The following is a 25,007-nucleotide window of genomic DNA, read 5'->3' on the forward strand; positions in this document are numbered from 1 at the left end:
GGCTAGCGCTTCCGGTGCGGCGCGATCACCCGGACTTCCAGTCCGGCGTGGTTGTGCCGCAGCGTGAGTCGCGATTCCCGGTCCCGGGGGTCGGGCAGGACGTCCGGGACGGTGGGGCGCGGGGCGATCTCCATGACCGCCTCGGCGACCGCGAGGCGCACGCCCAGCCGCGGCGGATTACGCAGGCCCGAATCACCGTGCAGCAGTAGGCGAATCGCCGCCCACGGCAGGTTCACATCGGCGAAGGCGGTGTGGAAGAGTCCGGCCGAGGGTCGCGGATTGGCTTCCAGCAGTACCAGTTCGCCCGCGCGGTGCCGCAATTGCACATTGGTCAGATAGGCCAGTTCGAAATGCCGGACCAGTTGGCGCGCGATGGCGACCGGGGCCGGGTCGTCCAGCAGGTCGCGGAAGCGCCCCTGCTTGGCGCGCGGAATCCCCACCAGCAGTTCGCCTCCCACCGTCGACAGGCAGTCGACGCTGATCTCCGGGCCGTCCAGGTAGGGCATGACGAGCAGTTCGGGCACCGTCTCCCCCGCGTCGGCGGCCCGGCGCATCGCCCCGGCCACCGCCTCGACCGCGACCACCGGTTGCGGTTCGGCGAGCAGTTGCGCCATGGCGAGGGGACGGTCGTCGAGGATGCGGAATCCGAAGGCGGAGTATTCGCCACTCGGCTTGAGGCACAGGCGTTCTCCGGTACCCGAAAGGTCCGCGACGGCCGCGCGCAGCCCGTCCGCGTCCGAGGCCACCCGCCACGGCGGCACCGGGATTCCGACTGCGGCGGCGGCCTCGTAGGTGGCCACCTTGTCGGTGAGCGTCCGCACCGCGGCCGGTGGCGAGCACATCAGCGCGGTGCCGACCTCCGCGAACTGCGCGTCCCGACCGGCAAGCGCGGCGAGACGACGCGGCGGGATGAGCACGTCGATGCGGTGGCGGCGGCAGAAATCGAGTGCGAACGCGGCGTATTCGTCGTCACCGACGTAGCGGGGTTCGACCGCCGAGACATCGCACGCCGACAGCGCGGTAGCCTCCGGATCCACATTGCTGGCATAGACGCTGACATCGACCCCGTCGGGGTTCTGCCGGAGCAACCGCATGATCTGAACGGTCGCCGCGCCGGCACTGCTCAGCCAAACCCGAAGCGTGATGGCGACGGTCCTTCCCTAGCTCCCCCGCGGACGCCGATCGTAGCCCCGCCCGGTCACGCCCGCATGTCGATCACCCGGCGCTCAGCAGCGCCTCGACATCGCTGAAATAGTCCAGCAGGTCGGCGATTTCGGTCAGCGGTACGCCCGCCCCCTCCAGTGTCCTGATCTGCACCAGTCGCAGCAACTGCGCTGGCCGGTAGCGGCCGGGTGTGTGGCCGTCGCATTCCGGCGCGGAAAGCAGTCCGCGGCACTGGTATCCGCGCACCATCGCCACCGAGACACCGGCGAAGGCCGCCGCCCGCTCGAGCGTGAATTCAGCCGATGCGCCATTCGTCGACATCGTCGATCTCCTTCCCGCAGCTGTGCCGCAGCCCACCGCGCTCGCGCTACTCAGTAACACTGAGTACTAGTACATAGTATCACCGAGTACCGCACGCACAACCCCACGTTTCCGCCCCCGTGGCCGGTGACGCCGAACATACCGGCTGGTTTGCGCACCGGATGCTGGTTACGCTCGCGCGATGTTCGAAGGCACCATTCCCACGCGCACTGCCGCGCTCGTGTACACGGCCGCACTGCGAATGGGTGTGCCGCAGGCCGAGATCGGTGCCACCTCCGGGCTGGATCCGGCACTGTTCGAGGAGGAGCTGCTGCGGATCTCGTCACGATCCGTCTGGCGGATCTGGGAACTCATCGAAGCGACCGGCGGGTCCCGGGGCGGGCAGTTCACCGCGGCGCTGGCCGACCGAGGGACGCTCAGCGTGTGGGACTACTTGTTCGCGAATGCTCCCACGCTGGCCGAGAGTATGCGCACCGTCATGGAGTTGCGGCCGGTCGTGGGCAATCCGACCAGCGGTGGCGCCGTGCTCGAAGACGGTGGGCTGCTGACGATTCGCGACACCGCGTCACTGTCGACCGCGCAGGTGATTCCCGCGCACGAGGTGTTCACCTTCTCGCTCATGCTGCGGCGTATGCGGGAGGCGACCGGCGTGCACCTGAGCCCGGTGCACATCGCGCTGACCCAGTCCGCGCCGGTCTGCCATCGGCATCTGGCCGAGGAATTCGGCACCGGCCGCATCGAATTCGATGCCCCGGTGTCCACCATGACGTTCGTCGACGCCGGACAGCTGCCGACCGGCAGCGATCCGAATCAGGCCCGGATTCACCGGCATTACGCGCAACTGCTGATGTCGTCGATGCACGTGCGCGGCGACCAACTCAGCGACCTGCGCCATGCCATCTACGAATCCCTGCATCACGGCGAGCCCGATTTGATCCGCGTCGCCCGCCGACTGTCCGCCAGCCCCCGCACCCTGCAACGCCGCCTGCACGCGCACGGCACCACGTGGCGCGACGAATTGGATTCGGTGCGCAGCGAGCACGCCGTCACGCTGCTGCGCGAGACCGATCTACCCGTCGACTCCATCGCCGCCCGCCTCGGCTACTCCGATGCCCGGGCCCTGCGCCGCGCCTTCATTCGCTGGAAAGGCGTGCCGCCCACCACTTTCCGCCAGGAAAGAGCACCGGCGAGGCCGGGAAACGAAGCGACCGGGGACCCGTCGCCGCCGAGGGAGCGGTGACGGATACCCGGTCGTCCGTGCGGACCGCACCGCCGAAGAGGGAGGCCCGCCGAACCAGGGTGGTGCGACGGGGATCGGCGTTGCGGTCGATCGTGGTGGCCTGCCTCAGGCGGCGGGCCAATCATTTTCGGTCTGGGCGACCTTGTTGACGTAGTTGGTCAGGGTCTGCAGCGCGACCAGGGCGACGATCTCGAGCACCTGCTCCTCGGTCCAGCCCGCGGCCAGCGCGGCGGCCGGGTCGGCCTTGCCCCGGCTCTCGGTCAGCTCGCGCGCGAACTGCACCGCCGCAGCCTGTTTCGGATCCTCGGAGGTGCCCGCCTTGGCGGCCTCCACCTCGGCGTCGCTGAGCTTGGCGACCCGCTTGCCCGCGAAGGTGTGCGCCGCGACGCAGTAGCCGCACTCGTTGGAGGCACCGACGGTCAGCGCGATGCGCTCCGAGGTCGGGCCGGGCAGCGTGCCGCCCTTGAGCGCGCCCATCAGTCCGAGGTAACCGCTCAGCACCGCATCGGAATTCGCCATCACCTTGGTCATGTTCGGCACGCGCCCCATGCGCTGCTGGACCTGCTCGAACAGCGGGTGTTCCTGCACCGGTTCAAACATTTGTTCACTCACTCTCTGCTTGCCTTGTCCAACAATCGATTCGGGCGGCGCTACTGCCGGGCGGCGCGCGCGGCGTTCAGGGTGACCGCGGCGGCCTGCCAGATCGCGTACACGGTCACCGCGTACGGCACCCAGGTCGGGTGATGCACGCCGAGCAGCACCACGGTGGCGATACCGAGGGCGACGGCGCGAATCACGATCCCGTTGTGCGCCAGGCTGCGCAGCACCGGGATGAGCAGTGGTTCGGAAGTTTTGATCGATGACACGTAAGGAACCGTAGGATCCGGGCCGGCCGCATCCCAGGGACACAACACGCCAACAACCAGGTTTTCGGCGCCATCGGTTCCGAACGGAGGTACCTTGACGTGGTTAAGCGGAAGTGATTAATTCGTGAAAAGAGGCGCACCATGGGCAAGTTCAGCCGGGCGGAACTCGAGTCAGCGCTGCACCACTACAGCCAGGTGGTCGACACCTGTTCCGAGACCGGGGACTGGGCGCCGTTCGCGGACCTGTTCGTCGAGGACGTCGAATACATCGAGCACGCCTACGGCACCTTCCACCACCGCGAGGACGTGCGCGCCTGGATCGTCGAGGTCATGAAGCCCTTCCCGCACATGCGTTTCCCGCACGACTGGATCGCCTACGACGAGGACAACGACGCCATCGTGGTCGGTATCAAGAACCTCCTCGACCACCCCACCGAACCGGGCGTCGAATTCTGGTTCCCCAACACGACCCGCCTGGTCTATGCGGGCGACAATCTGTTCGCCAGCGAGGAGGACATCTACAACCCGGCCCGCGACGCCGCCCGCGTCATCGGCGAGTGGATCCAGGCGGGCGGCGTCATGCGCGCCGCCCCTGCCGTCCAGATGAAGTACGTCGTGATGGGCGACGTGCAGTAGCGATCAGTCCGACCCCGAACTCCCAAGGTGGGCCAGCGCTTCGGCGCGGTTCTCGTAGATGTGTGGGGCTACGCCGCGCCCGGCGAGGTGGTCGCGCAGCTTGAGCCGCATGAAAGAACTTGTGCTGTAGCGGCTCACCGACAGGTAGAACCGTTCGGCGAAGTCGCGGATGGACTCGGCGTAGAGGTCGCGCAGGTCGGCGGGGAGGGTGAAGTTGTCGTAGTTGGCAACGAGATTGATCTTCCGGCCGATCTGGAGCAGCCGGGATTCGATGGCCGCGCGGATGGTTTCGACCTCCTCCGGGGTCGCGGGTGCCAGCCCCTCCATGTTCAGGAAGAAGATGTTGCGCTGGTCGTCGTAGGACATGCGGGCCTGCATGGGGACCGCCAGCAGCCGGTCCTTCAGGCCCATCGGCTCCGGGGCGAAGAGCCGAGCGTCCATGAGCGCCGGGTCGCCCTCGCTGAGCGGCTTGAACGGCATGTGCGCGAGGATGTCTCGCTCGATGTCGATTCCGGGCGCGACCTCCGTGAGCAGCAGGCCGTCGGCGGTCAGGCGGAAGACACACCGGTCGGTCACGTACAGCACCGGCTGCCCGGAACGCACGGCCTGAACTCCGCTGAAGGTCCGTTGTTCCACCGCGTCCACGAACTTCGCGAGGGCGGGCGCGTGGTCGACGACGACCCGCCCCTCCGCCACCGTGGTCCGGCTGGGCGCGAGGAAGGTCCCCAGGAAGAACACCTGTTTGGCGTTCTGGCTGATGTTGATGAACCCACCCGATCCCGCCAGCTTGGCCCCGAACCTGCTGACATTGACGTTGCCGTCGCGATCGCATTGCGCCATGCCGAGGAACGCGGCGTCCAGTCCTCCGCCGTCGTAGAAGTCGAACTGGTACGGCTGGTCGAGCACGGCCTGGGCGTTGACCGCCACCCCGAAATCGGCTCCCCCGGCGGGCATTCCGCCGATCACGCCGGGTTCGGCGGTCAGCGTGAGGTAGTCGACGACGCGTTCCTCGGTGGCGACGGCGGCAATGCCCTCCGGCATGCCGACACCCAGATTGACCACGCTGTTGGCCCGCAGTTCGAGGGCTGCGCGGCGGGCGATGACCTTCCGGTCGGTGAGTGGCAGCGGCGCGAGATTGTGCACCGGAACCCGCCGCAGTTCCCCGCTGTAGGCGGCCGAGTACGGCGTGCCGAAGGTCTGCCAGTGCTGCTCGGGGTCGGCGACGACCACGCAATCCACCAGTACGCCGGGGATTTTCACGTCGCGGGGGCCGAGCGAGCCCGCCTCGGCGAGCCGTTCCACCTGCACGATCACCAGTCCGCCCGCATTGTGCGCGGCGGTCGCCATGGCCAGGGTCTCGAGGGTGAGCGCCTCGCGTTCCATGGTGATATTGCCGTCGGGGTCGGCGGTGGTGCCGCGCAGCAGCGCCACGTCCAGCGGTAATGCCTTGTAGAACAGGTATTCCCGGCCGCCGATCGAGATCAGCTCGACCAGTTCCTCGGTGGTCCGCTCGTTGACCTTGCCACCGCCCGAACGCGGATCCACGAACGTGCCGAGCCCGACATGGGTGAGCAGCCCGGGCTTTCCGGCGGCGGTATCGCGGAACAGCTGCGAGAGCACCCCCTGCGGCAGGTTGTGGGCCGCGATCTGATTGCTCACGGCCAGCCGCTGGATGCCGGGGCTCATCCCCCAGTGCCCGCCGATGGCCCGGGAGAGCAGTCCGGGATGGCAGATTCGATCCAGCCCGCGGCCCCGCCGATCCCCTTGCGCCACCGTGAAGATGATGCCGAGGTCGCGCGGTGTCCCGGTGGCGAGGAAGCGCGCCTCGAGGGCGAGGGTGAGTGCTTCGGGGAAACACTGTCCCCCGAAGCCTCCGATGGCGATCGAGTCGCCGTCACGCAGCAGCCGGACCGCGTCCGCGGCGGTGACGACCTTGTCCCGGCCGGGCATTACGCGAACGCTCCGATTCCGGTGATGTCGCGGCCCACGATCAGGGTCTGCATGGTTTCGGTGCCCTCGAAGGTGTGCACCGCTTCGATGTCGGCCATGTGTCGCATGACCTGGAAGTCGAGCAGAATACCGTTGCCGCCCAGCAGGTCTCGCGCGGTGTGCAGGACGGTGCGCGCGGTGCTCGTATTGTGCATCTTGGCCAGCCCGGCCAGCGTCGGCTGCAGGCGGCCCTCGGTGGCGAGAGCGCCGATCTGCAGGCAGTACAGCTGCATGGCGGTGACGTCGGCGAGCATCTTCACCAGGCGGTCCTGCACGATCTGGAAGGACGCCAAGGGTTTTCCGAATTGCGTGCGCCGCTTCGCGTAGGTGAGGGCGGTGTCGAATCCGGCGATGCCGTGCCCGAGCGCCATCCAGGCGCAGGCGCTGCGGGTGCCGACCAGCACCTTGGCGCAGTCCTTGAATGAATTCGCCCCGGGCAGCTTGTTCTCGGCGGGAATCCGCACCCCGCTGAGCTGGATCTCGGCCTGCCACACCGCCCGCAGCGCGCCCTTTCCGGTGATGACCTGCGCGTGATAGCCGGGCGTGCCCTTCTCGACCAGGAAGCCTTTGACCTGACCGTCCTCGGTGTCGCGGGCCCACACCACGATCACATCCGCGATGCTGCCGTTGCCGATCCATTTCTTCGCGCCGTCGATGACGTAGCTGTCGCCGTCGCGGCGGGCGCGGGTCTCGAGTCCGATGGAGTCCGAGCCGTGTTCGGGTTCGGTGAGCGCGAAGGCCCCGATCTTGTGCAGCCGCGCCATATCCGGCAGCCACCGCTGTTTCTGTTCCTCGGAACCGCATTGGGCGATGGATTGCATGGCCAGCCCGGCCTGCACCCCGGCGAAGGTGCCGATGCTGCCGTCGCCGCGGCTGAGTTCCATGTAGGCGAGCCCCACCGAGATGGGGTCCAGGTCCGGGCAGCCGTAGCCGACGATGCCGTCGCCGATGATGCCGACCTCGCTGAGCTTTTCGACCAGCGGGAACGGGAATTCGGCGCGCTCCCAGTAGTCGTTGATGACGGGGCGGACTTCCTTGGCGACGAATTCCCTGGTGCGCAAAAGGACATCGACCTGGGCGCTGGTGAGGCGTTCCTTCAGGAAGAAATAGTCGGTTCCGAGAGCGTCGGCGACACCGATCTGTAGATCCATTGCGGACTCCATGTGCGAGGGTTCATTTCCGGAAGGTTTCGATCACGGGCGCGAGCGCCGCGGCGTCGACGATGAGTTCGACGTGCCCGCCCGCATGCAGGTGCAGGCTCGCGTGCGGCAGCAGCCGGGTCATGATGCGCGCGTTGACGACCGGGATGATCGGGTCGTCGGTCCCGGCCACGATGAGGGTGCGCTGGCGGATGAGCGGCAGCGCGAACAGGCTCGTCCATACCGATCCGGCCAGTAGTTGATGCAGATATCCGATGCGCGAGCCCGCCATCAGCTGCCGGTCGAAGAGCTGCTCGACGATGGTGGCGTCGCGGCGGACACTGCCGCCGTAGAGTTCACCGGCGATGCGCGCGGCGTAGCGATGGTCGAGAAACCGTTGCGGGGTCAGCATTTTCAGCAGTGCCCGCGGCCGTCCCGGGACCATGAGCACGCCGGTCCCGGTCGACACCAGGATCAGTCGACGGCATTGCCGCGGGTACTGGAACGCGAACTGCTGGGCCAGCGCCCCGCCCCACGACAGGCCGAGCACGTCGACCTGCCCGCGCACGCCGATCTTCCGCAGCACGCCGTGCAACACCGCCGCGAGGTACGGAAACCCGTACGGCAGCGGCGAATCCGGTGATCCGCCGGTGCCGGGAACGTCGAACCGGATCACGGTGGAGGCAGGGTCGAGCGCGGCCACCAACGGGTCGAAGACCTCGTACGCGGCCCCGATCCCGTTGCACAGCACCAGCGGCACCCCGCTGCCCCAGCGCACTGTGACCCGGATCTGTTGTCCCAGCACGGGTATCAGCCGCTGCTCGACTCCGTCGGCGGGCATCGGCGCGCTCACGGATACAGCACCACGACGTCGGCGACGCAGGCCGGACGGGTGCCGCCGTCGATCTCGTAGGTGAGCCCGAAGACCGCCTCGACCCCGGAGGTCTTCTGCTGCGCGGCATTCAGCGTCACCACCGCCCGGATCTTCGAGCCGACGGGCACCGGTGCGGGGAAGCGCACCTTGTTCAGCCCGTAGTTGAGCGCGGCGGTGAGTTCACGGATCTCTAGCGCCTCGGCGATGGCCACCGGCGCGAGCGAGAGGGTCAGGTAGCCGTGTGCGATGGTGCCGCCGAAGGGTCCGGCGGCCGCCCGTCGCGGATCGGTGTGGATCCATTGGTGGTCGCCGGTGGCGTCGGCGAACTGGTCCACCTGGGCCTGGGTGATCTCGATCCAGTCGGTCGCGCCGAGCTGCCGCCCGGTCAGGCCGATCAGGTCGGCGGGTGAGTCGAGTCGGGTTGTCATGGTTGTCCTTTCAGCGTCATGCCTCAGTGGGTGCGCACGTACTGCCCGGGCGCGGCTTCCAGGGGCGGCAGGTCGACGGAGCCGAGGGTGGCCGGGGCGTCGCGCTGCGGGCCGCTGCGATCGGCGAGCCAGTCGGTGAAATCGGTCCACCACGAACCCCGCTGCGGCGCTGCCGATTCCACCCAGGCGGCCGGGTCGGCATCGTCCGTCACGCCGGTCCGGAAGGCGGCCTTGGGGTTTCCCGGCGGATTGACCAGGGCGGCGATGTGCCCGCTGGTGGACAGTACGAACCGCAGGTCCTTGCTGCCCAGCAGCCGCGCGCTGCGATAGCAGGCCTGCCACGGCGAGATGTGGTCGGTCAGTCCGGCGACCACATAGCTGTCCACGGTCACCTTCGACAGGTCGACGGGGGTGCCGAGCATGTGCACCGAGTTCGGGACGGTGAGCGCGTTGTGCAGGCCCAGCAGCACCATGTCGCGATGCAGGGCGGCGGTCATGCGGGTGGTGTCGGCGTTCCAGAACAGCACGTCGAACGGGGCCGGCTCGCGGCCCTGCAGATAGTTGTTGATCCAGTAGCGCCACACCAGATCTGTGGGCCGCAGCCAGGCGAACATCTCCGCCAGCGACGCACCGTCGAGGTAGCCCTTGCGCGCGGACATGGCGATGGCCAGGTGCGCGGTCTCCTCGTCGAGCGCGGCCGCGGCGAAGCCCGCGTGCGACTGGTCCAGCACGGTCACCATGAGCGTCAGGCTCGCCAGCCGGTCCTGCTGGCCGATCTCGGCGAGATGCGCGGCGGTCATGGCCGCGAGGATCCCGCCGGAGCAGGAGGCTTGCAGGTGCGTGCGGTCGCTGCCGGTGATGCGCTCCACCGCGGCGAGCGCGTCGAGGATCGCCTGTCCGTAGCTGTCGAAGCCCCAGTCCCGTTGCGCGGCGGCCGGATTGCGCCAGGAGATGGCGAACACCTGCTGACCCTGCGACAGGAAGTACTCGATCATGCTGCGGCCCGGCGCGATGTCCATGACATAGAACTTGTTGATCACCGGCGGCACCATGAGCAGCGGCACCGTCCGCACCCGCTCGGTCACCGGCGTGTACTGGATGAGCTCGAACGCGTCGGTGCGCAACACCACCGATCCCGGTGTGACGGCGACGTTCTCGCCGACGGTGAAGGCGTCCGACTCCACCATGGCGGGGATGCGTGGTGCGGCGGCCATGTCGCCCAGGAAGTGCCGCAGCCCGCGCACCGCGCTCAGGCCGCCGGTGTCGATGAGCGCCTTCCAGCCCAGCGGGCTGAGCAGCGGGTTGTTGCTGGGTGCGAGCGCTTCGATCGCATTGTCGACGACGAACCGCATCCACACTTCGTCGCGCCAGTCGAGATCGGCATCCGACAACAGGGTTTCGGCGGTGCCGCCGGCGGCCAGGTACGCCTGCATGGCGCGTTTCAGCAGCGGATTGCTCTGCCAGGCGGGATCGGCGAAGCGCTTGTCGGCCTTGGCCGGTGCCCGCTCGGAACGACCACGCGCGATATCGACCAGTTCCCGTCCCAGCGCAGAAGCCCGCTTGCCGACCACTCCCGGGCGGCGGGCCAGGTTGACCCCGAGCCTGCTCCACGAGTTATTGGGCAGCATGCGGCGTCCCATGCCGATGGCCGAACTGGTCAGCAGCAGATCCAGCGGGGCGGCCAGTTCGTCGGCGTAGTCGATATCGGTCACCATGTGCTCACTTCTCCTGTGGTCGGGATCGGTTTCTGCCGCCGATCTCCATGGTTGGGCCCGCCGAGATCGGAGTCGATGTGGTGGCGGACAATGTCATTGCCGCGACGGTGTACGCCGCGACAGCGTTCACAGCAGCCGCCGGTGCACCTCGAAGGCGAAGCACAGTTCGGCCAGATCCCGTGGCCGCGACAGCGATCGCCCGGTGCGCTCCTCGATGCGGTGCAACCGGTAGCGGACCGTATTGGGGTGGCAGAACAGCAGTTCGCCGGTGGCGCGCAGGGATCCGTCGTTGGCGACCCAGACGCGGAAGGTCTCGAACAGCACCTCCCGCTCCTCCGCGGCCAGCTCGTCGAAGGAATCGAACAGCGGCGCAACGAGTCTGGTGGTCACTTCGGGTGCGCTCACGGCGGCGCTGCCGAGTATCGAGCTGTCGAAGACCGAGACGAGTTCACCCGGTTCCGCGCGGCCGCGCAGGGCGACGCGGGCGTAGCGCAGCGCCTGGGCGGTGTCGCGGAGATCGTCGAAGCGGGGGCTCACCCCGGCCCGCGCGGTCGCGGTGCGCGCGAGCAGGGCGAGCACAGTGGTCAGTTGTGCGTCGGTGCGGAAGCTCAGCAGGCCGATGCCGAGTTCCGGCAGTCGCCACCAGGCCGAGAAGACGTCCAGGCTGCGCAGTTTGGGTGCGATCTCCGGCAGCGCCTCGGCGCCGAGGGCGGGTGCTTGCGCGGCGACGACCACGAACGGGCCGGTGACCGGCAGGCGCAGCTGGTCGGCGAGTTCCCAGACGCTCCACCGGTCGAGCAGACCGCCGTGCAGCAGTGCGTCCATGACGGTGTCGTGGGCGGCGTGATCGCGGCGCAGGCGGCGGGTGCGCTCGTCGCGGTACCCGGTGGCCATGGCGTCGATGTAGAGGCCCTGCGCGGTGAGGACGGTCGCGGTCAGCGCCTGCGTCACGGCGGCGTCGGCGGGCTCCGCCGCGCCGAGCAGAGCCTCCCAGAAGCGGTGGAAGCCGACGCGATACGCCTCCAGGACGGCGGCGAGGGGGATGTCATCGCGGGCGCGTTCGACGCCGACGGCGGTCGCGGGCGCGGTGTCGAATTCCGCGCCGGTCGCCAGTCCCGCCAGCAGCGCGCCCAGGTGGTCGGCTACGGCGGCTACCACCGTGTCGAATCCGACCGGGGCCGAACTCCCGTAGAGCACAACCTCTTTCGCGATGGCCCGACTCAACTCCACCGCCAGTTGGTCGGCGCGCTCGGCCAGCGCCCGGGCCGCCGTGGCGATCTGCTGTACTGGTCCGCCGGTGTTCATGGCGAAAAGGTAGGCCGCGGCCGAGGGCTTGCCATTGTCTCGCGGAGACGAAGAACCCGACGGGCATTGTCTCCGCGCCGGTCAAGGTTTGGGGTCGGTCCGCAGCACCGCCGGGCCGTACCAATGACAGACCAGCAGGGCCAGTTCCACGTCGAGCCGATCCTCGGTGATCGCTCGGCCGCGCCGCGCGATGGCCCGCCCCACCCGATACTTCACCGAGTTGAAGTGCAGATCCAACTCCCCCGCCGCCGCCTTGAAACTCGACCCGGCCCGCAGAAACACTCGCAACGTCTCCCGCAACCGCTCGTCGTTCTCGCTGTCGCGCGCCAGCTCCCCGAGCACTTCCTGCACCCACGCCCGCGTCTCGTCGAGGTTCTCGCCCAGCAGCGCCGCCGTCGCCAGCCCCGGATCCGACGCGGCCACAATCGGATTCGCCGCACCCCGCGCCCGCGCCACCGCCTGCGCCCGCTCGGCCTGCCGATGCGACCCCCGAAACCCCGCAACCCCCGACCCGGCCGGGCCGATCGCGATGCCGACGGTGGATGGCGCGGACCGCAGGTAGGGGGCAGGGTCGGGTGGGGTGGCGCGGTAGGGGAGCCAGGCCCAGGCGCAGGTTGGGTCGGCGGCGATGAAGAGGGGGGCGGCGTCGGTGGCGAGGTGGTCGGCTAGTTCGCGGACGAACTGTTGGAGGCGGGGGATCTGGTCGTCTTCGGTGTCGGGGAACCAGAGGATGAGGGCGATGTGGTGCCAGCGTAGGGGGTAGCTGATGGTGGTGGAGGCGGTGTCGGGGTCGACGGGTTTGCGGGTGGTGAGCAGGTCGCGCACGCGCAGGGCGCGCAGGCTGTTGCGGGTTTCGAGCCAGCGTTCGCGTTCGTCGTCGTAGACGGTGACGACCTGTTCGGTGATGCGGTCGATGTACTCGAACAGGATGGCGGTGATGCGTTCGATCGCGGTGATGCGCTGGTCGGCGGGGATCTGCATGGCGCGTAATTCGTCGAACACCATTTCGGTGAGGCGGCGCTGCCCGAGCCGGTAGGCACGGACCAGGGCATTGGCCGGAATTCCTTGCTGGGCAAGGCGTCTGGCGTATTCGACGGCGGCGGGCGGGGCCTGGATGCGGTCGACGGGGATGTCGTGGCGCAGCGCGTGCAGCAAGGTGTCGACATTGCCTTCGACGCTGGCCCCGAGTAGCTCGGCGGTCCTGGCGTCACCGCGCAGATCGGCGATGTCGTCCTCGAGGGCGAGGCGGATGGCCGCGCTCAACTGCGTCACCCTGGCATTCATCCGGGTGGCGATCGCCTCCACATAGCGGCCCACCGCGACTTCGCCGTCGCGCCGCGCAACCGTCACTCCCCCACGGTAGTTCCGCGTGCGGGCGGCGGCAGGCGATTGGGCTTTGTCTTCCGGCGACAACGCTCGTCCCGAACTTCGTGCACGGACGACGGTGGCAGGCGGGCCGCCGATTCCTACCGTGGTCGCCATCGCTTTTCCATCCCGGCAAGGACTCCCCATGCATCTCGCCTCGTTACCGGACCGCCGCGCCGCCGCCGACCCGGATTCCCCCGCCCTCGCCGACGACCGTGTCGAGCTGACCAACACCGGCTTCCGCGCCGCGGTGCGCCGGGCCGCGACCATCCTGAGCGCCCACGGCATCGGGTCCGGCGATGTGGTGGCAGTGATGCTGCCCAATACCGCGGATCTGGTGGTGTCGCTGTTCGCCGCGTGGCGGCTGGGCGCGGCGGTGACGCCGGTGAACCCGGCGCTGACCACCGATGAGATCACCTTCCAGCTGACCGACGCGGGCGCGAAAGTCCTGATCGCCGATCGCGTCTTCGACAGTCCAGCGCACACCGTGCTGCCCGTGGACGAGTTGCACACCGCGCCGATCGAGGCGGCGGTCCCTGTCGACGACTCGGTCCCGTCCGACATGGACGCCCTGGCGCTGCTCATCTACACCAGCGGCACCACCGGCCAACCCAAGGGCGTCATGCTCGATCACGCGAATCTGCTGGCCATGTCCGGCATGGTGATCGACGCGCTCGAACTCACGGCCGCCGACCACAGTCTGCTGATCCTGCCGCTGTTCCACGTCAACGGCATCGTGGTCGGTGTGCTGTCGCCGCTGCTGGCGGGCGGGCGCACCACCGTGGCGGGCCGTTTCGACGCGGCCGGATTCTTCGGCCGGATCGAGAAGTCCCGCGCCACCTACTTTTCCGCGGTCCCCACCATCTACACGATGCTGGCCGACTTGCCCGCGGACGTGCGCCCGGACACCTCCGCGGTCCGCTTCGGCATCTGCGGTGCCGCACCGGCCAGCGTGGAACTGCTGGCGAAATTCGAAGCCCGCTACGGGTTTCCGCTCATCGAGGGCTACGGCCTGTCCGAGTGCACCTGCGCCTGCACCATCAATCCGATTGCCGGACAATGGAAGCCTGGAACGGTCGGCGTACCGATGCGAGGCCAGCAGCTGCGGATCCTGACCGCCGACGGCTCCGACGCGCCCACCGGGGAGAGCGGCGAGGTGCTGATCTCCGGCCCGAATGTCATGCGCGGCTATCTGAATCGTCCCGAGGCCACCGCGGCCACCGTGGTCGACGGCTGGCTGCACACCGGCGATATCGGCCGCTTGGACGCCGACGGCTACCTCACCCTGGTGGATCGGGCCAAGGACATGATCATTCGCGGCGGCGAGAACATCTATCCCAAGGAGATCGAGACCGTCGTCTACCGGCTGCCCGAGATCGCCGAGGCCGCCGTCGTCGGCCGCCCCGATCCCGTCTACGGCGAGCAGCCGATCCTGTTCGTCGCCCTCGCGGCCGGTGCGGCGCTGGACACCGACGCCATTCGCGAGCACGCCCGCGCGGGATTGGCGAAATACAAACTGCCGGTGTCGATTCGGATTCTCGACCAGCTGCCCAAGAACCCCGTCGGAAAGATCGACAAACCCGCGTTGCGCCGCCTCGACGCCCGAACCCGCTGAACCCCAACCCTATTCATCAGTCAGGAGAACTGTCATGGGCTTCACCACCCCCGATCTGCCCGCCCTCGAACCCGAGAACTTCCTGCGCCTGCCGCTCATGGAGCGCATGCGGATCCTCGCGGTCAACTGGGTCGAGCACGGCTTCGGCTCACCGCGCATGGTGCACACGATCTACATTCTCAAACTGATCGTGCTGTACGCCCTCGGCGGCGTGATCGTCGCGACCACTACCTCACACCTGCCCGCGTTCTGGCACGTGAGCCAGTGGTGGAATCAGCCCATCGTCTATCAAAAGGCGATTCTGTGGACCGTGCTGCTCGAGAGCATCGGCATCGCCGGATCGTGGGGGCCGTTGGCGGGCAAGGTGAAGCCGATGACCGGCGGCATCCTGTTTTGGGCGCGCCCGCGCACGATCCGGCTGCGGCCGTGGAAGTGGGTGCCGTTCACGAGCGGGGATCGCCGCGATTGGTTCGACATCGGAATGTATGTGGCACTGCTGATCACCGTGGCCGTCGCCTTGTTCGCGCCCGGCGTGCACAGTGCTTCGCTCTCGACGGCCCTGCCCGGCAACACTTCCGGACTCGTGAACCCGGCACTGCTGATCGCGCCGATCGTGCTGTTGATCCTGAACGGCCTGCGGGACAAGACGATCTTCCTCGCCGCTCGCGGCGAGCAGTATCTGCCCGCGCTGTTCTTCTTCGCCGTGCTGCCGTTCGTCGACATGATCATCGCGCTCAAACTGCTGATCGTCGTGGTGTGGGTCGGCGCGGGAGTCTCCAAGTTCGGCAAACATTTCGCGCTGGTCGTACCGCCCATGGTGAGCAACAGCCCGTCGGTGCCGTTCGCCTGGATCAAGCGCGCCCACTACCGCGACTTCCCGCGCGATCTGCGGCCGTCGCGGATCGCGGACCTGATGGCGCACGCGGGCGGCACCACCGTCGAGATCATCGTGCCGCTGACCCTGCTGTTCTCGCGCAACCACTGGCTCACGGTGGCGGCCGTGGCAGTCATGGTGGTGTTCCACCTGTTCATCGTGTCGACATTCCCGCTGGCGGTGCCGCTGGAATGGAACGTGCTGTTCGCCTACGCCTCGATCTTCCTGTTCCTGGGCTTCCCGAATCAACACGGTTACAGCGTCTTCGACCTGTCCTCGCCGTGGCTGGCCATCGCGCTGATCGCCGGGCTGCTGTTCTTCCCGATTCTCGGCAACTTCCGGCCCGACAAGGTGTCGTTCCTGCCGTCCATGCGCCAGTACGCGGGGAACTGGGCGTCGGCGGTGTGGGCCTTCACTCCCGGGGCGGAGGGCAAACTGGATCGGGTGACCCGTACCGCGCGCAATCAAGTCGACCAGTTCGTCGAGTTCGGTTACGAACCCGAGTGGGCCGAGGTGACCATGCAGCAGGTCACCGCCTGGCGCACCATGCACAGTCAGGGCCGCGGGCTGTTCTCGGTGCTGCTGAAGAACCTGCCCGACATCGACTCCCGCACCGTGCGCGAGGGCGAGTTCCTCTGCAATTCGCTGATCGGCTTCAACTTCGGCGACGGCCACCTGCACAATGCCGACTTCATCGCCGCCGTGCAGCGCGAGGCCCGCTTCGAACCCGGTGAGGCCGTGGTGGTCTGGGTCGAGTCGCAGGCGTGGGGCAGTCCGGTGCAGCACTATCAGGTCATCGACGCCGCGCTGGGCGTGATCGAGCGTGGCACGTGGGTGGTGGCCGATGCCGTGGCCGAACAGCCCTGGCTGCCCAACGGCCCGATCCCGTTGCAGGTCACCTGGACCGCGGCGACCACCGTGAACGAGCAGGACCACGGCCACGGAGCGCTGGCATGACGACCGCGACCGTCGTGGGCGGCGGGCCCAATGGACTCGCCGCCGCCGTTGCCCTGGCCAGAGCGGGCGTACAGGTCACCGTGCTGGAGGCCGATCACGAGGTCGGCGGCGGCACCCGCACCGTGGAGGGCATTGTGCCGGGCCTGCTGCACGATCAGTGCTCGGCGGTGCATCCGATGGCCGTGGGCTCGCCGTTCCTGACGGAGCTCGGGCTGGAGCAGTACGGATTGTCGTGGCGCACACCGGAGATCGACTGTGTGCACCCCCTCGAAGACGGGCAGGCCGGGGTGCTGCACCGGTCGGTCGAGCACACGGCCGCCGGGCTCGGCCGTGACGGGCGCATCTGGCGGGCCCTGTTCGACCAGCCGTCCGCCCGCTATGACGCACTGGCCGAGGACATCCTGCGCCCACTACTGCGGCTGCCCCGGCATCCGTTGACGCTGGCCCGCTTCGGCGCACCCACCCCGCTGCCTGCGTCGACGCTGGCCCGCGTCTTCCGCACCGAACAAGCCCGTGCCCTGTTCGGTGGGGTTGCGGCCCACGCCTTCCGGCCGCTGCACCTGCCGATGACCTCGGCGATCGGGATGGGCATCCTCACGGCCGGACATCGGTACGGGTGGCCGGTGGCGGCGGGCGGCTCGCAGTCGATCACGCGGGCCCTGGCGGCCCTGCTGACCGATCTCGGCGGCAAGATCGAAACCGACGTCCTGGTCACCACCGCCACCCAACTGCCGGACGCGGATGTCACCCTGTTCGATCTCGCCCCCGAGGCGGTCGCCGACATCCTCGGCGACCGCCTCCCACCCCGAGTTGCCCGGGCATACCGCGACTTCCGGCGCGGACCGGGTGCATTCAAGGTCGATTTCGCGGTGGCCGAGGGCGTTCCCTGGACCAATCCCGATGCCCGGCGCGCGGGCACCGTGCACCTGGGCGGCCCGTACGCGGAGGTCGCCGCGGCCGAACGCGCCATCCACGCGGGCCGCCTCCCTGATCGTCCGTTCGTCTTGGTCGGCCAGCAATACCTGGCCGACCCCCAGCGGTCCGTGGGCGACGTCCACCCCGTCTGGACCTACGCCCACGTCCCCCACGGCTACACCGGCGACGCCACCGAGGCGATCATCGCCCGCATCGAGCAGTTCGCACCGGGATTCCGCGACCGCATCGTCGGCCACACGGTCCGCACCACCACCGAATTGGCCTCTCACAACCCCAATTTCACCGGCGGCGACATCATGACCGGCGCCAAAGACATCCGCCAACTCGTCTTCGGCCCCCGAATCACCCTGTCCCCCTATGCCACCGGGATACCGGGGATGTACCTCTGTTCGGCCGCGACCCCGCCGGGTCCGGGCGCGCACGGAATGTGCGGAGCCAACGCCGCACAGCTGGCCCTCGACCGTCTCGCCCGCTGAGCCCGGCCCCCGCTGTTCCGCAGGGTTTCAAGATCTAAATCACCTGCCGGTCAATGACTTACAGTGCCACGAGCTCACAAAAGGGAGATCCGGTACGGCGCGCGGGAGGACGATGACGACATGACGACATCGACCACACCGAGCATCGTCTTCGCCCATGGGCTGTGGGCCGACGGCTCGTGTTTCGGCAAGGTGATTCCCGCACTGCGGGCGCAGGGGCACGAGGTGGTGTCCACCCAGAACAGTCTCGACACGCTGGAAGGCGATGTCGCCGCGGTGAAGCGGGCGCTCGGTCGCGTCAGCGCCCCGGCGATTCTCGTCGGCCACTCCTACGGCGGCACCGTCATCACGGCGGCGGGCATGGACGACCGGGTTGCCGGGCTCGTCTATATCGCCGCCCTCGCACCGGACGCTGACGAGACCTCGCAGAGTCTGCAGGCCAAGTTCCCGACGACGGACGTCTTCGGCCACATCGAGGTAGCCGAGGGGCGAATCTGGTTGCGGCCCGACGGTATCGAATGCTTCGCGGGCGATCTCTCCGAGCAGGAACAGCAGCTCGTGTACGCCACCCAGGGCGTGCCCGCGGTCGACCTGTTCGATCAGCAGGTGCCGGGTGTCGCTTGGCGGTCGAAGCCGAGCTTCTACATCGTCGCCAGGAACGACCGCACCGTGCACCCCGACCTGGAGCGTTTCTGCGCCGACCGCATGAACGCCGAAACCTACGAGGCCGAGAGCAGCCACGTGCCCATGCTGTCGCAACCTGGTTTGGTCATCGACGTGATCCTGGCCGCCGCGAAATCGTCGCAGGGGGCGTGACCTCCGAACAGCGGTAACACCTTCCGGCGACCGTTTGACATGGAATTCAAACGGCTGCTTGACTTTCTCTGTGCGTGAGCAGAAGACAGATCTCAGGAAAGAGGCCGGACAGCGGACGCGGGAGCGGCTGCTGACGGCGGCGCTGGAGCTGCTCGCGCGCCGGGGACAGCAGGGGGTGTCGCTGCGGGAGATCACCGAGAATGCCGGGGCCAATGTCGCGGCGGTGAAGTACCACTTCGGATCGCTCGAGCAACTCTGCGACGCGGCGATCGAACTGGCCCTGGAACGGTACCTGGACGCCCAGATCAGGGAGCTCGCCGCCGTGGAATCCACTGCCACACTCCAGGATCTGGCCACAGCCTTCGCCCGTCCCATGATTCACGCACTGGCCGCCGGCGGCCCGGACCTGACTGTCATGCGCACGGTGGCGCGCGCCGGTATCGATCCGCCACGCGGCTGGGACCGGCTCGACGCGAAGTTCGATCGAAGCCGCGCCGAGATCCTGCGCGTCCTTGCGACCCATCTCCCCGAGGTGGACGAGCCGGAGTTGATCTTCCGAACCCGCTGCGCGGCCGGACTTCTGAACTGGCTCGCGCTCGCCCCGATCGGCACCGAACTCGCCACGGACCCCCACGCGGAGATCGAACGACGGCTCGTCCCCGTGGTGGCCGGAGCCTTCCACGGCCACGCCGACTGACCAGTCGGAATCCCCTCTCCCGCAAACAGTTCAAACGATCGCTTGACATGATTCCTTGTCCGGCAGACTATTTAATCAATCGTTTGATTTTTCTGAGGAGACCACCATGACCGCCAACGCCGAAGACATCGTCCGCGCCGCCTACCGTGCCGCCGAGGGTCCCGTCCTGGATGTCCCGGGCTTCATCGACCTGTTCACCGAGGACGGCGTATTCAACAATGTCGTCGCCGGGGAGTCCTACCGCGGCGAACACCTGGGCGACCTGGTCGTCTTCATGGGCCAACTCGCCCCCGACATCCACCGCGACCTGCACCGAATCCACGTGGCAGGCAACGTCGTAGCCATCGAACTGACCATCGAGGGCACCTTCACCGGCCCATTCCAAACCCCGGCCGGAGTCATCCACCCCACCGGCGGCAAACTCTCCATCCCCACCGCCGACTTCTGGTACATCGAAAACGGCAAAATCAAGGAATTCAACTGCTACGTAGGCGTCAGCGTCATGCTCGCCCAACTCGGCATCCAACCCGACTTCGCAGGCGCGGTAGCCGCCTCCGCCGCCACCGTCGGCTGAATCCCCTTCCGCTCAGGACAGTTCCGCGAGCGCACCGGTGATGACGGCCGCGACCTCCTCGGGGTGGGTCTGCATCACCAGGTGCGGCGCGTCCAGTTCCACCACCTTCCGCAGCCCGGCCCGCTGATACCCGAAGCGCTCCACCTCCGGATTGATGGTGCGGTCGGCGGCCGAGACGATCCCCCAGCCGGGCTTGGTCCGCCACGCGGCCGCCGAGGCGGGCTCGCCGAACGCGGCGGCCGACAGCGGTCGCTGCGAGACCGCGAACACCCGGGCGCGCACCGGATCCACGCCCGCGGCGAAAACCGCCGGGAAGGCGTCGATCTCGACCGAGACATCGGTGCCCGGTTCGGCGGCCTCGACCGGAAACGGGGTGTAGACCAGATGAGCCGCCAGGTCGGAATCCGGGAAGCCGCCCTGCAATTGCCCGAGGCTCTCCCCCTCCGCGAGCGCGTAGCCGGAGACGTAGACCAGGCCGATCACATTGTCGGCGACCCCGGCCACAGTGATGACCGCGCCGCCGTAGGAATGACCGGCGAGCAGCACCGGGCCCTCCACATCCTCGGCCACGGCGCGAATCGCCGCCGCGTCCGCGGCCAGGCTGCGGTTGTAGACCGGCGGGACCAGAACCGGAATGTCCTGGGCCAGCAGGCGTTCGGTCACCGGGGACCAACTGGAGGCGTCGGCGAAGGCGCCGTGAACCAGGATGACCGTCGGGGTGGGCATGCGATTCCTCTCGTCGTGACACGCGGATGGTCCGGTGCCCCTTCGAGTTTCGAACCGTCGACGCGTCGGCCGCCCCGCCCGGCGCGCCAGAAATCCGCCGGATCAGGACACTGCGGGCAGGGGGTCGTCGGTGGGGACGGCGGTCATCGAACCGGTTGAGCGGAAGCGCTGTTGGTACTTGCGGGGCGAGATGCCGAGGCGGGCGATGAAGGCGCGGCGGAGTGCCTCGCTGTTGCCGTAGCCGGCGGCGAGGGCGGCTTCGGTGACGGAGTGGCCGGCGTGCAACAGGTCTCGGGCCGTGGTGAAGCGGACGAAGCCCAGGTATTCGGCGGGTGAGTGTTCCAACTCGGTGCGGAACAAGCGGGTCAGATGACGTGGACTGACCTGCGCGTGCGCGGCCAGCGTCGTCACGGTGTGCGGGTAGGCGGGGTCTGCGCAGATCAAATCCACCACGCGGCGCACCAGCGCGCTGCGCGGGGCCGGGCCCGACAGCGAGGCCGAGAACTGCGATTGCCCGCCTGCCCGTTGCATATAGACAACCAGCGACTGCGCCACCCGCCGCGCCACGTCGGGCCCGTGATCCTCCTCGACCAGGGCCAGCGCCAGATCCACGCCCGCGACCACGCCCGCCGAGCTGTAGAGGTTGCCGTCCCGCACGAAGATCGCGTCGGGGCGGACGTCGATTCCCGGGTAGCGGTGTGCCAGCTCGCGCACGAACTTCCAGTGCGTGGTCGCGCGACGGCCGTCGAGCAGCCCGAGTTCGGCCACCACGAACGCGCCGCTGCAGATCGACGCGAAACGCCGGGTCCGCGACGAGAGCGAGCAGGCCGCGGCCAGCACCTCGGCGGTGACGAACCGGGCGGGCGGCAGCTCACTGCCCGGGATCACCACGGTGTCGAAGCGGCCGGGATCGGTCGCCGCACCGTTGACCTCCATGCGGGTGCCGATCGAGGTCTGCACGGCACGCCCGTCCGGTGAGAGCAGCACCACCTCATAGTCCGGGACGGTCTGATTGGCCTCCACGAAAACCTCGGCGGGGCCGACGAAGTCGAGCATCTTGACACCGTCGAAGAGGAGGAAGCCGATACGCCTGCGCGGTGTCGCCGCGAATGAGGACATGTCACCATCATTCTGGAGTCACGCCTCCAGAACAAGCCCTGTGGGCATCGTCGCACGTAGATTGGTACGGTGGCCGCCATGGGACGGCCGAGACAGTTCGACGAATCGAACCTGCTCGACGTCGCGATCGAGCGTTTCTGGTCCAACGGCTTCGACGACACGTCGGTGGAGGACGTCTCGCAGATCGCCGGCGTCGGCAACGGAAGCATCTATGCCGCGTACGGGAGCAAGCGCGGGCTGTTCCTGGCCGCGTTCGCCCGCTACTGCGACAAGCGCGCCGCCTTCGTCCGCGAGACCGTGCTCGCCGCACCGGGATCCGCCCACGCGGCGGTCCGCACGCTGCTGCGGGCCATCATCGACGACTGCGCCGCGCAACCGCACCGGCGCGGCTGCCTCATGATCAACAGCGTGGCCGCCCTGGGCGCGCGCATACCCGAGGTCGCCGAACTGGGCGCGCGGACCACGACCGCCATGGAAGACGGTGTGGCCGAACGACTGCGACTGAGCGCGCGCGAGGACGAACTCGCGGCGGTATCGGCGCTCAGCGCCCACGTCATCCTGGTCTCGCAGGGTCTCATCCAGCTCAGCCGCCTCGATGTGCCCGTCGCCCGCCTGCACGAGATCGCCGAGATCTCGCTGGCCACGCTGCCCGCGGCCTGGGCCGAGGAGACCGGGGCCCGGGCCGGGGAGACCGGGGCGCGAAAGACGCGGGCGCGCTAGCCGATTGCCCGCCGTGTCCCGAATTCAGGGATTCCTGGCCGGTGAGGCGGGGCCGTCCGGTGTCGTCGCCGCGAAGACTGAGGGGGCGTGCGGGGTGCCGCGCGCTTCGACGCGACGATAGGGACATCGACATGGCAGGCAACCCGCACAACATCTCCCTCGAACCCGCCGCCCAGGCGTTCGTGGACGCGACCTCGGAACCGCCCTTCCTGTACCAGCTTTCGCCGGAGGAGGGCCGCAAGACCGTCGACGGCGTGCAGGACTCCCCGATCTTCAAGCCGGAGATCGACGAGGAGTGGATCACCGTCGAGGGCGGGCCGACCGGGCAGGTGCGGGTGCGTATCGTCAAGCCCAAGGACGCCACCGGCACACTGCCGGTGATCATCTACACCCACGGCGCGGGCTGGGTTTTCGGCGATGCGCACACCCACGACCGCCTGGTGCGCGATCTCGCGGTCGGCGTGAACGCGGCCGTGGTGTTCCCCGAATACGACCGCTCCCCCGACGTGCACTACCCCGTCGCCAACGAGCAGTCCTACCGGGTGGCCCAGTGGGTCACCACCGACGGGGCATCGAAGGGCCTCGACACCACCCGCATCGCCATTGCCGGTGACTCGGTGGGCGGCAATATGGCCATCGCCCTGACCTTCATGGCCAAGGAGCGCGGCGACGTGAGCTTCCGCCAGCAGGTGCTGTTCTACCCGGTCACCGACGCCAACTTCGACACGCCCTCCTACCGGAAATTCGCCACCGGCTACTTCCTGACTCTCGAAGGCATGCAATGGTTCTGGGATCAGTACACCACCGCTGAAGCCGACCGCGCCCAGATCACCGCGTCGCCGCTGCGGGCCTCCCTCGACCAGCTCACCGGCCTGCCGCCCGCCCTGGTCATCACCGCCGAGAACGACGTGCTGCGCGACGAGGGCGAGGCGTACGCCGCCAAGCTGCGTGCCGCCGGTGTCGAGGTGACCGCCGTCCGCTACGGCGGCATCGTCCACGACTTCGTCATGCTCAACACCCTGCACGACACCAACGCCGCCAAGGCCGCGGTCGCGCAGGCGGTCAGCGTCCTGACCCAGGCCCTGCACGACTGATCCAGGTTTGCACGACCGACCCCGCCGGGACACAATGCGAGGCCGACCGTAGGGAGAGACGAACACGATGGACCGTGCGGCCTTGACGGTGGTGCCGGAAGCGGCGACGACGCACCAGCTTCCGCGAGCAGAGCGGGTGAACGCCTTCCGCGCCTTGGAGTCACGCCCGTTCCGGCTCTACTTCGCCGGGCAGATCGCCTCCGCCAGCGGCACCTTCGTCCAGGCCACCGCGGTCGGCTGGCTGGTGCTGCAGTTGACCGGATCGCCCGCCTCCCTGGGACTGGTGCTGGCGGCGGGCGGGGTGCCGCCCCTGCTGTTCGGCCCGTGGGGCGGGGTGATCGCCGACCGGGTCGATCTGCGTCGGCTGCTGATCGTGACGCAGGTGATCTACGGACTGCTCGCGGCGCTGTTGTGGGTGGCGGCGCTCACCGGGCGGGCCGGGATCGCGCTGGTCATCGCGGTGACCGTGGTGGGCGGGGTGGTGCAGATCGTGGATTCGCCCGCGCGGCAGGCCTTTGTGCCGCAACTGGTTCCACCCGCGGACCTGGCCAGCGCGGCCAGCGTCAACGGGGTGGTGATGAACAGCGCCCGGGTGGTGGGGCCCGCCCTGGCCGGGGTGCTGATCGCGGCCGTCGGCACCACACCGTGTTTCGCGGTGAACGCGATCTCCTATCTCGCGGTGGTCGCGGCCCTGGTCGCCATCCGTCCCGGCGCGGCGGCCGCGCCCGCTCGCACCGACACCGGCGGAGTGTCGTCCGCGCTGCGCTACGCCCGTACCCGGCAGCAACTCTGGCTGCCGCTGACCATGATGGCGCTGGTCGGACTGCTCGCCTTCAACTTTCCGGTGATCCTTCCGGTGCTGGCGGAACACACTTTTCACGGCACCGGCGGCACCTACGGTCTGCTGTCGACCGCACTGAGCATCGGGTCGGTGGGCGGTTCGCTCGCGGTCGGGCTGGTGCGGCATCCGCGCCGCACCTACCTGGTGGCGACCGCGACCGCCTTCGGTATCGCGCTGGCCGCGACGGCCTTCGCACCGAACCTGGTACTCGCGTGTGCGGCCCTGGCGGCGACCGGGTTCGCGGGCTTCGCCTTCGTCACCCTGGCATCGACCGCCCTGCAACTGCACGCGGATCCGAGCTATCGCGGGCGGATCATGGCGCTGTGGGTCTTCGTCTTCCTGGGCACCACCCCCATCGGCAGCGTGCTCACCGGCTGGATCCTCGACACCTCCGGCCCGCGCGCGGCACTGCTGGTGGGCGCGGTCTCGTGCCTGGTGGCCGCCGCGGTCGCGGCCCGCGTGCACACCCCGCCGCATCCCGACGAGCCCGCCGGCGCGCCGACAGTACTATCGTGAGCGA

General features: G+C 68.6%; 24 protein-coding genes. 11 read left to right on the forward strand and 13 right to left on the reverse strand.

The genetic code is table 11. From position 1 onward, the window contains the following. Positions 1-2 precede the first annotated feature (2 nt). On the reverse strand, positions 3-1,145 hold the full coding sequence (locus tag ACYVN4_RS21220) for an ATP-grasp domain-containing protein (protein ID WP_460724056.1): 1,143 nt from the start codon (positions 1,143-1,145) through the stop codon (positions 3-5). A 70-nt stretch (positions 1,146-1,215) separates the two neighbouring features. Then, a complete protein-coding gene (locus tag ACYVN4_RS21225) occupies positions 1,216-1,485 on the reverse strand; it encodes a MerR family transcriptional regulator (RefSeq protein ID WP_460723686.1) in 270 nt (89 codons plus the stop codon). 181 nt (positions 1,486-1,666) lie between these two features. Between ACYVN4_RS21225 and ACYVN4_RS21230 the strand changes: the two genes are divergently transcribed. Further along, positions 1,667-2,725 (forward strand): helix-turn-helix domain-containing protein, encoded by a 1,059-nt coding sequence (locus ACYVN4_RS21230; RefSeq protein ID WP_460723687.1) that lies wholly within the window; start codon positions 1,667-1,669, stop codon positions 2,723-2,725. Between the two features lie 105 nt (positions 2,726-2,830). Here the strand turns inward: ACYVN4_RS21230 and ACYVN4_RS21235 are convergent, their stop codons facing one another. Together ACYVN4_RS21235 and ACYVN4_RS21240 are read right to left on the reverse strand one after the other, a co-directional pair. Further along, on the reverse strand, positions 2,831-3,325 hold the full coding sequence (locus ACYVN4_RS21235) for a carboxymuconolactone decarboxylase family protein (RefSeq protein WP_460723688.1): 495 nt from the start codon (positions 3,323-3,325) through the stop codon (positions 2,831-2,833). Between the two features lie 50 nt (positions 3,326-3,375). Beyond that, a complete protein-coding gene (locus ACYVN4_RS21240; protein ID WP_460723689.1) occupies positions 3,376-3,591 on the reverse strand; it encodes a hypothetical protein in 216 nt (71 codons plus the stop codon). Between the two features lie 141 nt (positions 3,592-3,732). On the opposite strand from ACYVN4_RS21240, the gene ACYVN4_RS21245 reads away from it, so the two are divergent. Then, the gene (locus ACYVN4_RS21245) at positions 3,733-4,227 is read left to right on the forward strand and encodes a nuclear transport factor 2 family protein (protein ID WP_460723690.1); all 495 of its coding nucleotides are present in this window, start codon (positions 3,733-3,735) and stop codon (positions 4,225-4,227) included. A 3-nt stretch (positions 4,228-4,230) separates the two neighbouring features. Here ACYVN4_RS21245 and ACYVN4_RS21250 read toward each other — a convergent pair whose 3' ends face one another. From ACYVN4_RS21250 to ACYVN4_RS21280, 7 genes are all read right to left on the reverse strand, one after another. Continuing rightward, positions 4,231-6,177, reverse strand: a complete 1,947-nt coding sequence (locus ACYVN4_RS21250) for an acyl CoA:acetate/3-ketoacid CoA transferase (protein ID WP_460723691.1) — start codon at positions 6,175-6,177, stop codon at positions 4,231-4,233. Continuing rightward, a complete protein-coding gene (locus ACYVN4_RS21255) occupies positions 6,177-7,367 on the reverse strand; it encodes an acyl-CoA dehydrogenase family protein (protein ID WP_460723692.1) in 1,191 nt (396 codons plus the stop codon). Before ACYVN4_RS21255 ends, ACYVN4_RS21250 begins: the two co-directional genes overlap by 1 nt. A gap of 22 nt (positions 7,368-7,389) precedes the next feature. After that, positions 7,390-8,196 carry an alpha/beta fold hydrolase gene (locus ACYVN4_RS21260; protein WP_460724057.1) on the reverse strand — a complete coding sequence of 269 codons (807 nt, stop codon included), beginning with the start codon at positions 8,194-8,196 and terminating at the stop codon, positions 7,390-7,392. An 8-nt stretch (positions 8,197-8,204) separates the two neighbouring features. Next, on the reverse strand, positions 8,205-8,657 hold the full coding sequence (locus ACYVN4_RS21265) for a MaoC family dehydratase (RefSeq protein ID WP_460723693.1): 453 nt from the start codon (positions 8,655-8,657) through the stop codon (positions 8,205-8,207). A gap of 23 nt (positions 8,658-8,680) precedes the next feature. Further along, positions 8,681-10,372: a PHA/PHB synthase family protein gene (locus tag ACYVN4_RS21270; protein ID WP_460723694.1), complete on the reverse strand. Its 1,692-nt coding sequence runs from the start codon at positions 10,370-10,372 to the stop codon at positions 8,681-8,683. 126 nt (positions 10,373-10,498) lie between these two features. After that, positions 10,499-11,677 carry a PucR family transcriptional regulator gene (locus tag ACYVN4_RS21275; protein ID WP_460723695.1) on the reverse strand — a complete coding sequence of 393 codons (1,179 nt, stop codon included), beginning with the start codon at positions 11,675-11,677 and terminating at the stop codon, positions 10,499-10,501. A gap of 81 nt (positions 11,678-11,758) precedes the next feature. Then, positions 11,759-13,027 carry a PucR family transcriptional regulator gene (locus tag ACYVN4_RS21280; protein ID WP_460723696.1) on the reverse strand — a complete coding sequence of 423 codons (1,269 nt, stop codon included), beginning with the start codon at positions 13,025-13,027 and terminating at the stop codon, positions 11,759-11,761. Between the two features lie 160 nt (positions 13,028-13,187). Between ACYVN4_RS21280 and ACYVN4_RS21285 the strand changes: the two genes are divergently transcribed. The 6 genes from ACYVN4_RS21285 to ACYVN4_RS21310 all read left to right on the forward strand — a co-directional run bounded on the left by ACYVN4_RS21285 (position 13,188) and on the right by ACYVN4_RS21310 (position 19,987). Next, complete coding sequence (locus tag ACYVN4_RS21285) at positions 13,188-14,657, forward strand: class I adenylate-forming enzyme family protein (RefSeq protein ID WP_460723697.1); 1,470 nt, start codon at positions 13,188-13,190, stop codon at positions 14,655-14,657. A gap of 34 nt (positions 14,658-14,691) precedes the next feature. Then, the gene (locus tag ACYVN4_RS21290) at positions 14,692-16,488 is read left to right on the forward strand and encodes a DUF3556 domain-containing protein (protein WP_460723698.1); all 1,797 of its coding nucleotides are present in this window, start codon (positions 14,692-14,694) and stop codon (positions 16,486-16,488) included. Continuing rightward, complete coding sequence (locus tag ACYVN4_RS21295) at positions 16,485-17,900, forward strand: phytoene desaturase family protein (RefSeq protein WP_460723699.1); 1,416 nt, start codon at positions 16,485-16,487, stop codon at positions 17,898-17,900. Before ACYVN4_RS21290 ends, ACYVN4_RS21295 begins: the two co-directional genes overlap by 4 nt. Before the next feature lie 120 nt (positions 17,901-18,020). Then, the gene (locus ACYVN4_RS21300; protein WP_460723700.1) at positions 18,021-18,716 is read left to right on the forward strand and encodes an alpha/beta fold hydrolase; all 696 of its coding nucleotides are present in this window, start codon (positions 18,021-18,023) and stop codon (positions 18,714-18,716) included. 70 nt (positions 18,717-18,786) lie between these two features. Next, positions 18,787-19,413: a TetR/AcrR family transcriptional regulator gene (locus ACYVN4_RS21305; protein ID WP_460723701.1), complete on the forward strand. Its 627-nt coding sequence runs from the start codon at positions 18,787-18,789 to the stop codon at positions 19,411-19,413. 106 nt (positions 19,414-19,519) lie between these two features. After that, positions 19,520-19,987, forward strand: a complete 468-nt coding sequence (locus ACYVN4_RS21310; protein ID WP_460723702.1) for a nuclear transport factor 2 family protein — start codon at positions 19,520-19,522, stop codon at positions 19,985-19,987. A gap of 12 nt (positions 19,988-19,999) precedes the next feature. Here ACYVN4_RS21310 and ACYVN4_RS21315 read toward each other — a convergent pair whose 3' ends face one another. Together ACYVN4_RS21315 and ACYVN4_RS21320 are read right to left on the reverse strand one after the other, a co-directional pair. Further along, positions 20,000-20,713 carry an alpha/beta hydrolase gene (locus ACYVN4_RS21315; RefSeq protein WP_460723703.1) on the reverse strand — a complete coding sequence of 238 codons (714 nt, stop codon included), beginning with the start codon at positions 20,711-20,713 and terminating at the stop codon, positions 20,000-20,002. 102 nt (positions 20,714-20,815) lie between these two features. Continuing rightward, the gene (locus ACYVN4_RS21320) at positions 20,816-21,832 is read right to left on the reverse strand and encodes a GlxA family transcriptional regulator (protein WP_460723704.1); all 1,017 of its coding nucleotides are present in this window, start codon (positions 21,830-21,832) and stop codon (positions 20,816-20,818) included. A gap of 78 nt (positions 21,833-21,910) precedes the next feature. On the opposite strand from ACYVN4_RS21320, the gene ACYVN4_RS21325 reads away from it, so the two are divergent. The 3 genes from ACYVN4_RS21325 (at position 21,911) to ACYVN4_RS21335 (ending at position 25,003) form a co-directional block, all read left to right on the forward strand. Then, a complete protein-coding gene (locus ACYVN4_RS21325) occupies positions 21,911-22,552 on the forward strand; it encodes a TetR/AcrR family transcriptional regulator (protein WP_460723705.1) in 642 nt (213 codons plus the stop codon). A gap of 131 nt (positions 22,553-22,683) precedes the next feature. Then, positions 22,684-23,646, forward strand: coding sequence for an alpha/beta hydrolase (locus ACYVN4_RS21330; protein ID WP_460723706.1), 963 nt, complete (start codon positions 22,684-22,686; stop codon positions 23,644-23,646). Between the two features lie 67 nt (positions 23,647-23,713). Beyond that, positions 23,714-25,003 carry an MFS transporter gene (locus tag ACYVN4_RS21335; RefSeq protein ID WP_460723707.1) on the forward strand — a complete coding sequence of 430 codons (1,290 nt, stop codon included), beginning with the start codon at positions 23,714-23,716 and terminating at the stop codon, positions 25,001-25,003. Positions 25,004-25,007: the final 4 nt, after the last annotated feature.

It is taken from the genome of Nocardia heshunensis (genome assembly GCF_054782115.1).

Coding starts and splice junctions, on each gene's coding strand:
- ACYVN4_RS21225 (WP_460723686.1), bottom strand. CDS start 1,485: ATGTCGACGAATGGCGCATCGGCTGAATTCACGCTCGAGCGGGCGGCG.
- ACYVN4_RS21230 (WP_460723687.1), top strand. CDS start 1,667: ATGTTCGAAGGCACCATTCCCACGCGCACTGCCGCGCTCGTGTACACG.
- ACYVN4_RS21235 (WP_460723688.1), bottom strand. CDS start 3,325: ATGTTTGAACCGGTGCAGGAACACCCGCTGTTCGAGCAGGTCCAGCAG.
- ACYVN4_RS21245 (WP_460723690.1), top strand. CDS start 3,733: ATGGGCAAGTTCAGCCGGGCGGAACTCGAGTCAGCGCTGCACCACTAC.
- ACYVN4_RS21250 (WP_460723691.1), bottom strand. CDS start 6,177: ATGCCCGGCCGGGACAAGGTCGTCACCGCCGCGGACGCGGTCCGGCTG.
- ACYVN4_RS21255 (WP_460723692.1), bottom strand. CDS start 7,367: ATGGATCTACAGATCGGTGTCGCCGACGCTCTCGGAACCGACTATTTC.
- ACYVN4_RS21260 (WP_460724057.1), bottom strand. CDS start 8,196: ATGCCCGCCGACGGAGTCGAGCAGCGGCTGATACCCGTGCTGGGACAA.
- ACYVN4_RS21265 (WP_460723693.1), bottom strand. CDS start 8,657: ATGACAACCCGACTCGACTCACCCGCCGACCTGATCGGCCTGACCGGG.
- ACYVN4_RS21270 (WP_460723694.1), bottom strand. CDS start 10,372: ATGGTGACCGATATCGACTACGCCGACGAACTGGCCGCCCCGCTGGAT.
- ACYVN4_RS21275 (WP_460723695.1), bottom strand. CDS start 11,677: ATGAACACCGGCGGACCAGTACAGCAGATCGCCACGGCGGCCCGGGCG.
- ACYVN4_RS21285 (WP_460723697.1), top strand. CDS start 13,188: ATGCATCTCGCCTCGTTACCGGACCGCCGCGCCGCCGCCGACCCGGAT.
- ACYVN4_RS21290 (WP_460723698.1), top strand. CDS start 14,692: ATGGGCTTCACCACCCCCGATCTGCCCGCCCTCGAACCCGAGAACTTC.
- ACYVN4_RS21295 (WP_460723699.1), top strand. CDS start 16,485: ATGACGACCGCGACCGTCGTGGGCGGCGGGCCCAATGGACTCGCCGCC.
- ACYVN4_RS21300 (WP_460723700.1), top strand. CDS start 18,021: ATGACGACATCGACCACACCGAGCATCGTCTTCGCCCATGGGCTGTGG.
- ACYVN4_RS21310 (WP_460723702.1), top strand. CDS start 19,520: ATGACCGCCAACGCCGAAGACATCGTCCGCGCCGCCTACCGTGCCGCC.
- ACYVN4_RS21315 (WP_460723703.1), bottom strand. CDS start 20,713: ATGCCCACCCCGACGGTCATCCTGGTTCACGGCGCCTTCGCCGACGCC.
- ACYVN4_RS21320 (WP_460723704.1), bottom strand. CDS start 21,832: ATGTCCTCATTCGCGGCGACACCGCGCAGGCGTATCGGCTTCCTCCTC.
- ACYVN4_RS21325 (WP_460723705.1), top strand. CDS start 21,911: ATGGGACGGCCGAGACAGTTCGACGAATCGAACCTGCTCGACGTCGCG.
- ACYVN4_RS21330 (WP_460723706.1), top strand. CDS start 22,684: ATGGCAGGCAACCCGCACAACATCTCCCTCGAACCCGCCGCCCAGGCG.
- ACYVN4_RS21335 (WP_460723707.1), top strand. CDS start 23,714: ATGGACCGTGCGGCCTTGACGGTGGTGCCGGAAGCGGCGACGACGCAC.